Source organism: Microbacterium sp. MYb72, from assembly GCF_002979415.1.
GTDB classification, from domain to species: Bacteria; Actinomycetota; Actinomycetes; order Actinomycetales; family Microbacteriaceae; genus Microbacterium; species Microbacterium natoriense.
Genome location: NZ_PCOT01000027.1, coordinates 46,576 through 57,645, shown reverse-complemented (window position 1 = coordinate 57,645; position 11,070 = coordinate 46,576). Strand labels below are relative to the sequence as shown.

The window sequence follows — 11,070 nt, the reverse complement described above, 5'->3', positions numbered from 1 at the left end:
GGCGCCCGCCTCGCGCACAGCGCTCTCGACCTCGTGTCCACCGTCTTCACCCGCGAGCTCGGTCTCGACGACCTGGACGAGTCCGGTGTCGACGGCGAGCCCCGCGATGAGGGCGTCGCTCCAGTGGGTCCTGGGAGGCTGCGAGGAGATGGTCACGGATGCCGCGGCGTGTGGGCTCAGCCGCACGACGTCTCCCACCACGATCACGGCGGGGGAGCGCACCTGGCGGGAGGCCGCGAGCGAGGCGATCGTCCCGAGGGTGCCGATCGTGATGCGCTGGCTCTCGCCGAAGCCGTCTTCGATGATCGCGACGGGGCAGTCGTCGCCGCGGGCGCCGGCGGCGAGAACGTGGGCCGAGTGCCCCAGCGTGTTCACCCCCATCAGCAGCACGACGGTGTGGTCGGAGCCACCGGGGATGCGCTCGATCTGGTCGTGCGCGCTGACCACGGTGAACGAGGCCGCCAGGCCGCGATGGGTGAGCGGGATGCCGGCGACGGCGGGCACCGAGACGGCGCTGGTCACGCCGGGCACGACCTCGACCGTGACGCCGGCCTCCTCGCAGAACAGCTGCTCCTCACGGCCTCGGCCGAAGACGAACGGATCGCCGCCCTTCAGGCGCACGACGTCCCGACCCTCGCGGGCCAGGGAGACGAGGAGGTCGTTGATGCCGTCCTGGGGCACCGGGTGGTGGCCGGGGAGCTTGCCGACGTCGACGACCTCCGCCGTCAGCACGACGCCCTCCTCCGCGAGCTGCTGCAGCACCTGCCGCGCGCCGAGGCGGTCGGCGACGATGACGTCGGCATCCTGCAGCGCCCGCAGGCCGCGGAGCGTGAGCAGGCCGGCGTCTCCCGGTCCCGCCCCGACGAGGGTCACTCTTCCGGTCATCGTGCACCTCCGAGGAGCAGCCCGCGATTGCGCAGCATCCGGCGCTCGAGCGGGGCGAACAGGACCAGCTCGATGACGATGCCGATCGCGAGGATGAGCAGGATCGTGCCGAGCACGCTCGCGAGGTCGGCGAGCTCGCGCGACTGGTTGAGCATCGTGCCCAGCCCGAATCCCATCGACCCGCCCATCGTGATGATCTCGGCCGCCATCAGGGAGCGCCACGAGAACGCCCACCCCTGCTTGAGGCCCGCGAAGTACCCGGGCAGGGCGGCGGGGAGCGTCACCGCGGTCGCCAGCTGCCAGCGGCTCGCGCCGAGCACGATGCCGACGCGACGCAGCTGCGGCGGCACCTGGTCGATGCCGGAGAGCAGCCCGTTCACGATCGAGGGGATCGCCCCCATCAGGATCACGAAGTACGCGGTGCCGTCGGTCAGGCCGAACCAGATGATCGCGGCGGGCACCCAGGCCACGGAGGGCAGCACGGTGAGTCCCGAGATGAGCGGGCCGGCGGCACGACGCAGCAGCTTCCACTCGGCGAGCAGCATTCCGAGAGCGGTGCCGCCCACGATCGCGATGAGGAAGCCGATGACGCCGCGTTCGAGGCTCGTGAGCACCGCCTCCTGCAGGCGACCCGACTCCCACGCGTCGCCGAGCGCCGAGGCGACCGCGAGCGGGCTCGGAGCCTTGTCGGGGCGGGGGTTCGCGATGACGACGTAGAGCTGCCAGACGGCGAGCAGCACGACGAGCAGCGTGACCGGAGGCAGCGTCTTGGCGAGCACGTCGCGCCACCGCGGTGTGCGCTGCACCTCGTCGGACTGCAGGCGGTCGAGGCCGGTCGACAGCGTGCGCAGGTCGCCGTACGCATCGCCGCTCGCGGTGTCGTCCGCCGGGCGGAAGACGGTGGTCTCATGAGGCATTGCGGGCGATCTCCTTCCGCAGCTCGGCGGTGATCTCGGTGGCGAGGGCCGCGACCTCGGGCGACTCGATGCGGCGCCCCGAGGTGTTCGCGATGCGCCACTCGCCGGCGATGCGACCTGGGCGACTGGAGAGCAGGATGACCCGCTGACCCAGTCGAGCGGCCTCTCGCACGTTGTGCGTGACGAACACGATCGTGCGGCCGGTGGCGCGCCACACGCGCTCGAGCTCCTCGTGCAGCAGGTCGCGGGTGATGGCGTCGAGGGCGGCGAAGGGCTCGTCCATGAGCAGCACGGCGCGATCCTGCGCGAGGGCGCGGGCGAGGGCCACGCGCTGGCGCATGCCGCCGGAGAGCTCGTGCGGCCGCTTGTCGGCGGCCTCGGCGAGGTTGACGGTGCCGAGCAGACGCTCGGCCTCCGCGCGTCGGTCGCCCCGGGGCACGCCGCGCAGTCGCAGCGCGAGCTCGACGTTCTGACGGGCGGTGAGCCACGGCATCAGCGCGGACTCCTGGAACATCACGGCCGCGCCCCCGTCGGGGGTCTCGATCCCGCCGCTGGTGACAGGCTCGAGCCCCGCGACGAGGTTGAGCAGCGTCGACTTGCCGCAGCCAGAGGCTCCGAGCAGGCAGATGAACTCACCGGGGGCGATGTCGAGGGAGACGTCGTCGAGGACGACCGGCCCCGATCCGTAGCGCTTGGTGACGTGCGAGAGGCGCACCGCGGGGTCGACGGAGGGCGCAGGCGCGGCCAGGGGGGTGACGCCGTCGAAGCTGGGCGTCAGCCTGGTCGCGGATGCTGGCAGGGGAAGGTCCCTGAGCCCGCCGAAGGGCCCCGCGGGCGCGCTCATCAGTCCTCCCCGAGCCCTGCGGCCGAGACGGTGTCCTCGCCGGCCTTCTTCAGGAGCGCGTTCAGCGGCGTCAGATCGAACAGCCCGTCGATCGAGCCCTTCTTCTGCGTGCCGGCGGCCAGCCCGTTCTCCACGAGCTTCGTGAAGGTCTCGGCGTGCGGGTCGACCGTGAACGTGACGTTCTCGAGTGCGCGGGCCAGCACCTCATCGGAGAGCTTCTTGCCCGTCGCCTTCTCCAGGGCGTCGTTGATGACGGCCGGGGCCTCGTCGGCGTGCTCGTCGAGCCACTGCACCGCGGCGATGTGCCCCTCCAGCAGCTCCTCGACGATCTTCGGGTGCTCCTCGGCGAAGTCCTTGCGCACGAGCAGCACCGTGGTCGGGAACGCGCCGTCGGGCCAGAGGTCGGCCTCGTCGACGAGCACGTGGGCTCCCGCCTCGACGACCAGTCGCGACACCCACGGCTCGGGGAGCCAGGCGCCGTCGAGCTGCCCGTCCTGGAACAGCGTCAGCGTCTGCGCGTTCTCGGTGGGCGTGATGGCGACGTCGCCCCCGCCGGAGGTCGAGGTCTCGAAGCCCTCGTCTGCGAGCCAGCTGCGCAGCGCCACGTCCTGCGTGTTGCCGAGCTGGGGCGTCGCGATGTTCGCGCCCTTGAGGTCCTCCGGCTTGTCGATGCCGTCGCGCACGACCAGCGCCGCGCCGCCCGAGGTCGCTCCGGCGATGATGTTCGCCGACTCGCCGCCCGACTGGATGAACGTGTTGATCGCCGGGTTGGGCCCGATGTAGGTGGCGTCGATCGCTCCGGCCGAGAGGGCCTCGATCGCGGCCGGTCCGGCGTTGAAGACCTCCGTCTTCACGTCGACGTCGCCGAGAGCATCCTGGAACAGCCCCTCGGAGAGCCCGACCAGCGCCGGCGCGTGCGTGACGTTGGCGAAGTAGCCCAGACGCACTTCGGAGAGGTCGTCCTTCGCGGCGTCTGACGCGCTCGGCGCGGCGGATGCCGAGGCGCAGCCGGCCAGAATCATGGCAGCGAGTCCAAGGGCTGTGAGTGCGGTGGTCCTGCGGGTGATCTTCACGGTGTCGCCTCCTTAGCGAGTGGTGGGGTGGTGCGGGTCAGTCCCCGACGACGGTCGCTGCGGCCAGCGTCGCGCCGTCGGCGGGGTGGATGAGCACGAGGGAGCCGCCGGAGCGGCTCTGCTCGTACGGTTCGAGGGGGAGGTCGGCGGCGAAGCGCAGACGCACGCGGCCGATCTCGTTGACCGCGAGCGCGTCGGCGTCGAGGTGGCCGAGCGTGTCGAGGTCGCGGCGGTCGATGACCTCGGACACGAGCGCCTGCACGGTCAGGGTGCCGTGCTTGACCAGCACCCTGGTGCCCGCGGTGATCGTGCGCGGATCGAGCTGGAAGAGCTCGACGACCGCCTCCCGGCGCCCGGCGGGAACGGTGCCGGATGCCGCGATCACGGCGCCCCGTGCGGCGTCCAGCTCATCGGCGAGCGTCAGCGTGACCGACTGCGGAGCCGTCGCGGCATCCGCCTCCGCCCCCGCGACGTGGATGCCGGTGACCGTGGTGGCGTGCCCTCCGGGGAACACCTCCACGATGTCGCCGACGCGCACGGAGCCCGCGGAGATGCGGCCGGCGAATCCGCGGAAGTCCCGGTAGCGTTCGGCGTCGTCGGCGCTCACGGTCGGCGAGAGGCCGCCCTGGGGGCGCAGCACGAGCTGCACGGGAAGGCGGAAGTCCGAGGCCGCGGCCTCCGACTCGTCGATGGTCGGGAGGGTCTCCAGCAGCTCGATCAGCGTCGGCCCCTGGTACCAGGGCGTGCGCTCCGACCGGTCGACGATGTTGTCGCCTTCGAGCGCCGACACCGGCAGCACGTGGATGCCGGTGAGGCCCAGCTGCTCGGCGACCCTGGCCGCCTCGATCTCGATCTCCACGAAGACGTTCTCGTCGAAGCCTGTGAGGTCGATCTTGTTCACCGCGATGACGACGTGGGCCACGCGCAGCAGGGAGACCACGGCGAGGTGACGGCGGGTCTGCTCCACGATGCCCTTGCGGGCGTCGACCAGCACGATCACGGCATCCGCGGTGGCGGATCCGGTGACCATGTTGCGCGTGTACTGCACGTGGCCGGGGCAGTCGGCGAGGATGAAGCTGCGCCGATCGGTCGCGAAGTAGCGGTAGGCGACGTCGATCGTGATGCCCTGCTCGCGCTCGGCTCGGAGCCCGTCGGTGAGGAGCGCGAAGTCGAAGTCGCCGTGCGCGAAGCCGCGCTGACGGCTGGTGGCGGCGACCTGCTCCAGCTGGTCGGCGAGGATCGCCTTCGCGTCGTGCAGCAGTCGGCCGACGAGCGTGGACTTGCCGTCGTCGACGGAGCCGGCCGTCGCGAAGCGGAAGAGCGTCTGCTCTGCGGTCACAGCGGTCATCAGAAGTACCCGTCCTTCTTGCGATCCTCCATGGCGGCCTCGCTGATCCGGTCGTCGGCCCGGGTCGCTCCGCGCTCGGTGAGGGTGGAGCGCTGCACCTCGGCGACGACGGATGCCGTGTCCGCGGCATCCGACTCCACCGCACCCGTGCAGCTCATGTCGCCGACCGTGCGGTAGCGCACCGTGCGGCGCACGACGTCTTCGCCGGTGCGCGGCTGCGAGAACTCGCCCACGGCCCACCACATGCCGTCGCGACGGAAGACCTCGCGCTCGTGCGCGTAGTACAGGGGAGGGAGGGCGATGCCCTCGCGCTCGATGTAGTTCCAGATGTCGGTCTCGGTCCAGTTCGAGATCGGGAAGGCCCGCACGTGCTGGCCGGGGAGGTGGCGGCCGTTGTACAGGCTCCACAGCTCGGGGCGCTGGTTGCGCGGGTCCCACTGGCCGAACTCGTCGCGGAGCGAGATGATGCGCTCCTTCGCCCGTGCCTTGTCCTCGTCGCGGCGGGCGCCGCCGAACACGGCATCGTGCTTTCCCGCGGCGATCGCGTCGAGCAGCGGCTGCGTCTGCAGCGGGTTGCGGGTGCCGTCGGGGCGCTCGGCCAGGCGGCCGTCGTCGATGTAGTCCTGCACGCGCGCGACCTCGAGGTCGATGCCGAGGCGGGCGACCGTCTCGTCGCGGAAGGCGATCACCTCGGGGAAGTTGTGGCCGGTGTCGACGTGCAGCACGGGGAACGGCACCTTGCCCGGCGCGAAGGCCTTCGCCGCGAGGTGCAGCACCACGACGGAGTCCTTTCCGCCCGAGAACAGCAGCACGGGGCGCTCGAACTCGGCGACGACCTCGCGGATGATGTGGATGCCCTCCGCCTCGAGCAGGTCGAGGGCGCTCAGCCCCTGGGTCCGGGTGGCGACGCTCATAGGTGGAGTCCGCATTCTGTCTTGGAGAGCCCGGCCCATCGGCCGGAGCGTGGGTCTTCGCCGGCGGCGACGGGCTTCGTGCACGGCGCGCAGCCGATCGACGGGTAGCCGTTCGCGATCAGGGGGTTCACCGGCACCGCGTTCACGGTGGCGTAGTCGATGAGGTCGTCGAAGCTCCACGCGGCGACCGGGTTGACCTTCACGAGGCCGTTGCGCTCGTCCCACACGATCAGCGGGGTCTCGGCGCGCGTCGGCGCCTCCTCGCGGCGCACACCGGTGAACCACACCTCGTACTCGCCGAGCGAGCGCTGCAACGGTTCGACCTTGCGCCGCGCGCAGCACAGGCCGGGATCGCGCTCGAACAGGTTCGCGCCGAACTCGGCATCCTGCTCGCGCACGGTCTGCTCCGGCTTCACGTCGACGATGCGCACGTCGAGCTCGCGCTCCACCTCGTTGCGCGTGAACGTGGTCTCGGCGAAGTGGTAGCCCGTGTCGAGGAACAGCACGTCGACACCGGGGAGGCCCTGCGCGACGAGGTGCGGCAGCGCGGCATCCGCCATCGAGCAGGCGACGGCCGCCTGCGAGACGTCGAAGTTCTCGGCGATCCAGGCGACGACCTCCGCCGGCGTCGCCTCGTCGGGCTGCCGACTGCGCAGCTCGGCCGCCCCGCGCTCGGCGAGGGCGCGCAGCTCGTCGACCGAACGCCGGGGAGGTCGCGCGGAGCGGATGACGACCGGAGTGCTCACTGCAGCGCCTCCTCGTCGGCCCTGTGCGCCCACTGCGCGAAGCTCTCGGCCTCCTCGCGGTCGGCGAGGTAGCGGCGGATCACCCGCTCGGCGTAGTCGGCGATGCCGTCAGCGGCGACCTTGAGGCCGCGCACGGTGCGTCCCAGACCGGCCTCCTCGCGGTCGACGCCCGCGAGGCCGCCGCCCAGGTGCACCTGGTAGCCGGGGACCTGCTCTCCGTCGATCGACACCAGCTGGCCCTTCAGCCCGATGTCGGCGATCTGGATGCGGGCGCACGAGTTCGGGCAGCCGTTCACGTGCAACGTGATCGGGCGGCCGATCTCCGGCTCGAGCGCACCGAGGCGCTCCTCCAGCTGACGGATCGCATCGGCCGCGTTCGCCTTGGTCTCCACGATCGCGAGCTTGCAGTACTCGATGCCCGTGCATGCGATGGTGCCGCGGCGGAACAGGCTGGGCCTGGCCGAGAGCCCGAGGGCGTCGAGGCCGGCGACGAGGCTCTCGACCCCGTCCTCCGGCACGTCGAGCACCAGCAGCTTCTGATGCGGGGTGGTGCGGATGCGCTGCGATCCGTGCTGCTCCGCGAGGTCGGCGAGGGCCGTCAGCGCGCTGCCGGAGACGCGGCCGACGAGGGGAGCGGCGCCGACGTAGAAGCGTCCGTCCTTCTGCCGGTGGATGCCGACGTGGTCGCCGATCGTCGTGGGCTTGGGGGCGGCCGGTCCGTCGGGGAGGGGAGCGTCGAGGTACTCGGTCTCCAGCACCTCGCGGAACCTCTCGACTCCCCAGTCGGCGAGCAGGAACTTCAGGCGGGCCTTGTTGCGCAGGCGGCGATAGCCGTAGTCGCGGAAGATCTGCGTGACCCCGTGCCACACCTCGGCGACCCGCTCGGGGGCCACGAACGCGCCGAGGCGCTCGCCGAGCCGCGGCACCACCGAGAGCGCGCCGCCGACCCAGATGTCGTAGCCGATGCCGAGCTCTGGATGCTCGACCGCGACGAACGCGCAGTCGTTGATCTCGTGCACCACGTCCTGGCTCGGGTGGCCGGTGATGGCGGTCTTGTACTTGCGGGGGAGGTTGGCGAGCGACTGGTCGCCCACGAAGCGCTCCGCGATCTCGAGGATCTGCGGGGTGGGGTCGATGATCTCGTCCGCGGCGATGCCGGCGACGGGAGAGCCCAGGATCACGCGCGGCACATCGCCGCACGCCTCGGTCGTGCTGAGCCCGACCTCTTCGAGACGGCGCCAGATCTCGGGCACGTCTTCGACCTGGACCCAGTGCAGCTGCACGTTCTGACGGTCGGTGAGGTCGGCGCTGTCGCGGGCGAACTCGGTGGAGATCTCGCCGATCACGCGCAGTTGATGGGTGGTGAGCTGCCCGCCGTCGATGCGGACCCGCAGCATGAAGTACTCGTCCTCGAGCTCATGCGGCTCGAGCTGGGCCGTGCGGCCGCCGTCGATGCCGGGCTTGCGCTGCGTGTACAGGCCCCACCAGCGGAAGCGCCCGTGCAGGTCGGTCGGGTCGATGCTCGCGAACCCGCCCTGCGCGTAGACGTTCTCGATGCGCTCGCGGACGTTCAGGCCGTCGTCGGCGAGCTTCCACTCCTCGTTCGCGTTCAGCGGCTCCGTGCCGTCGACCGCCCACTGCCCGTGGGGTTTGGTCGGAGTCCTCGTGGTGCGCGTGCGGGCACCACGGATCGGCGTCGGCTGCTGGATGGTCATGAACGGCTCCCTGGGATGGCTTCGCATCACGGTAGGGAGTTGGACGGTGTTCAAGAACCTTGGACGACATGTGACGTCAAGGATCGTCACACAGCGTCATGCAGCACGGAATATGCCCGCAGGGTCTGGTGCGGGGCGACGTTCTGTGCTGTGCAGCCGGCGGATGACGGCGGCGGTGCTCAGAAGCGGGCGGCGGCGTCCTCGTAGCGCGCGACCACCAGATCGACGAGCGGCTGCGGCACGGGCCCGCCGTCGAGCAGAGGGAGGCTGAGGGCGCGGCCGTCGCCCTGCTGCACGGCCAGATCGTAGAAGTAGCCGCGGGCGAGGAGGAAGGTCGCCACGGGGGAACCCGGATGCTCGCGCAGCGCGGTCGGCAGATCGGGGTCACGCGCGGCGAGGTAGGCGAGCGCGACGTCGCGGCCCAGTCGCTCGGCGAACAGGGACGCCATGCCCTCGGCATCCGTGAGCGAGCGGGGGTCGCGGGATCCGGCGACGGCCAGGACCACGGGGCCGCCCGCGGCCGCGTCGGCGGTCGCCGCGAGGCGCTCCGCGAGCACGTCGGCGAGCCGCGCGTCTGGTCCCAGGGGGTCGGCGACGACGGCATCCGCCCGCTTCGCCGCGATGCCGTGCAGATCATGGTGCACGTGGAAGCCGCTCGACAGCAGCAGCGGCACGATGACGAGCTGTCCGCCGATCGCGGGGGCGAGGTCGGCCGCATCGGGCTCCTGCACGTCGACGTACGCCTCCCGCACTTCGACGTCGGGCAGCGCCGCGCGTACTTCGGCGACGAGGGCGGCGATCGCGGTCGAGCCGTCGGCATCCGCGGTCCCGTGCGAGACGGCGAGCAGTGTCGGTCGGGGCATGCCTGAGACTCTAGCTCCCGCTCTCCTCGGCGCCGGGATCGGTCAGGGATGCGGCTTCATGGGCGGGGGAGCAGCATTGGTGCCCGGTCACCGGCGTTCGTCGAGGATGGGGAGGGCGATCCGTGCGTCGAGGAGCGCCCGGCGCAGCGGCAGGACGCCGGTGAAATGGTGCGTCGTGATGCCGAGCTCGTCCGCCCCGGTGAGCGTGGACGGGGAGTCGTCGGTGAAGAAGACCTCCTCCGCGCGGAGCTCCAGGGCATCCAGTGCGTGCTGGAAGGCGCGCGGATCCGGCTTGGCGTAGCCGATCTCGGCGGAGTTGACGATGCCGTCGAGGTGGGCGTCGAGCCCGCTGTCCCTCAGCTCCCGGGGGATGGTGTCGGTGCCGTTGGTGAGGATCATGCAGCGGATGCCGGTGGCTCTGAGCGCGTCGATCACCGCGAGCACCTCGGGGTCGAGGCGGAACGGCGTGCGTCCCCACTCCTCGGCGGCGGCGGGAGCGGTTCGCTCGGCGATGCGCGCGATCCATTCGGCGCGGGTGATGCGCCCGGTCGTGACCTCTTCGATGAGAGGGGAGGCGAAGGCGACGCGCGCGATGTCGCCGTCGTCGAGGCCGTGTCGGCGTTCGAGGTCGGGGTCGTGGTCGAAGTGGCGCACGACCCCGTCGAGGTCGAAGAGCACGGCGCGGATCATGGACCCATCCTGCCCTGCCCCATCCTCGTTCAATCCCGCCGGGATCGGTCAGAAACGCAGCTTCGTGAGCCTCGGGAGCAGCACTTCTGCCCGATCATCGCGGTTCGGGTGTCAGAGGACGTCGGCGGACGAGAGCCAGGAGCGCATCACACTGCGGAACTCGGCGGGCTGCTCGACCCAGGGGTAGTGACCGCAGTCCCGGATGAAGGCGACCTCCGCGCCCAGCGCCGCCGCGTAGTCGCGGACGGGCTGCACTCCGGTCAGATAGTCGCGGTCGCCGCCGATCACGAGCGTCGGCGGAATCCGCGCGGCACGCACCTGCTCGACCGCGTCGGCGGGGATGCCGGTGAACCAGGCGCTGGTCGCCGCGAGGCTGACCGAGCCGATCGTCGCGTGAGCCTGTTCCACCGGAGACCAGTGAGCGTAGGTCGCGGGGGTCTGGCGGAGGAAGGCGGCGGTGAACTCCGACTCCGTGGCGGGGTCGTCTTCCTGCAGCGCATGGATGGCCGCCGCGACCGCGGGGTTCGTGCGATCGAGCGGAATCGAGTCGCCGTCGTGCGGCGTCCCGGTGATCCAGGTCGCAGGCGGCGTGATGAGGGCCATGGATCGGATCCGCCCGGGGAAGCGCGTCGCCGCTGCGAGGGCGAGCCTGGTGCCGGCCGAATGGGCCACCACCTGCGCGTGCTCCAGCCCCAGGGCGTCGATGACGGCGATCACGTCGTCGGCATCCGCCCACCATCCTCGGGACACGTCGGTGCTGCCGGGGACGCCCCGCGGGTGCAGCACGACGATCGGGCAGGTGTCTCCGAGGCCGGCGAGGTCGCCGAGGTAGGCGGGGTCGCGACAGGGCCCGCCGGGGAGGACGACGACCGGATCCCCGGTCACCCGTCCGATCCGCGAGAGGGCGACGGGCAAGTGGGCGAGGTCAGCGCTCATGCGTCCAGCGTGGCAGAGGAGCATGGGCGATCGGCATCCGCGGTTCAGGGGAAAAGTTGAGCCGATTCATATCAAGTTTGTTTGACAGTATCCGAGCGTCGGAGTACAGTTGAGTCATCGCGACTCAGGTTTCCCTGGT

11 protein-coding genes are annotated in these 11,070 nt (G+C 71.2%); all 11 read right to left on the bottom strand.

Translation table 11 applies throughout. The features are described 5' to 3' along the window. The coding region (cobA, locus tag CQ047_RS14485; RefSeq protein ID WP_105676417.1) for a uroporphyrinogen-III C-methyltransferase at positions 1–885 on the bottom strand (885 nt) is incomplete at its 3' end. Continuing rightward, entirely contained in the window at positions 882–1,802 is a 921-nt protein-coding gene (locus CQ047_RS14480; RefSeq protein ID WP_105676416.1) for an ABC transporter permease, read from the bottom strand. The genes cobA and CQ047_RS14480, both read right to left, overlap by 4 nt. Next, on the bottom strand, positions 1,792–2,646 hold the full coding sequence (locus tag CQ047_RS14475; RefSeq protein WP_105676415.1) for an ABC transporter ATP-binding protein: 855 nt from the start codon (positions 2,644–2,646) through the stop codon (positions 1,792–1,794). Before CQ047_RS14475 ends, CQ047_RS14480 begins: the two co-directional genes overlap by 11 nt. Continuing rightward, positions 2,646–3,719 (bottom strand): ABC transporter substrate-binding protein, encoded by a 1,074-nt coding sequence (locus CQ047_RS14470; protein ID WP_258132690.1) that lies wholly within the window; start codon positions 3,717–3,719, stop codon positions 2,646–2,648. Before CQ047_RS14470 ends, CQ047_RS14475 begins: the two co-directional genes overlap by 1 nt. 37 nt (positions 3,720–3,756) lie before the next feature. Continuing rightward, complete coding sequence (locus CQ047_RS14465) at positions 3,757–5,067, bottom strand: sulfate adenylyltransferase subunit 1 (RefSeq protein WP_105676412.1); 1,311 nt, start codon at positions 5,065–5,067, stop codon at positions 3,757–3,759. Then, complete coding sequence (gene cysD, locus CQ047_RS14460; protein ID WP_181155956.1) at positions 5,067–5,981, bottom strand: sulfate adenylyltransferase subunit CysD; 915 nt, start codon at positions 5,979–5,981, stop codon at positions 5,067–5,069. The genes CQ047_RS14465 and cysD overlap by 1 nt, the downstream gene beginning before the upstream one ends. Next, positions 5,978–6,727, bottom strand: a complete 750-nt coding sequence (locus CQ047_RS14455) for a phosphoadenylyl-sulfate reductase (RefSeq protein WP_223585638.1) — start codon at positions 6,725–6,727, stop codon at positions 5,978–5,980. The genes cysD and CQ047_RS14455 overlap by 4 nt, the downstream gene beginning before the upstream one ends. After that, positions 6,724–8,442, bottom strand: a complete 1,719-nt coding sequence (locus tag CQ047_RS14450) for a nitrite/sulfite reductase (RefSeq protein WP_105676410.1) — start codon at positions 8,440–8,442, stop codon at positions 6,724–6,726. The genes CQ047_RS14455 and CQ047_RS14450 overlap by 4 nt, the downstream gene beginning before the upstream one ends. Before the next feature lie 179 nt (positions 8,443–8,621). After that, positions 8,622–9,305: a sirohydrochlorin chelatase gene (locus tag CQ047_RS14445; protein WP_105676408.1), complete on the bottom strand. Its 684-nt coding sequence runs from the start codon at positions 9,303–9,305 to the stop codon at positions 8,622–8,624. A gap of 87 nt (positions 9,306–9,392) precedes the next feature. Further along, positions 9,393–9,995: an HAD family phosphatase gene (locus CQ047_RS14440; RefSeq protein WP_105676407.1), complete on the bottom strand. Its 603-nt coding sequence runs from the start codon at positions 9,993–9,995 to the stop codon at positions 9,393–9,395. Between the two features lie 111 nt (positions 9,996–10,106). Beyond that, on the bottom strand, positions 10,107–10,931 hold the full coding sequence (locus tag CQ047_RS14435) for an alpha/beta fold hydrolase (RefSeq protein WP_105676406.1): 825 nt from the start codon (positions 10,929–10,931) through the stop codon (positions 10,107–10,109). Between the last annotated feature and the right edge of the window lie 139 nt (positions 10,932–11,070).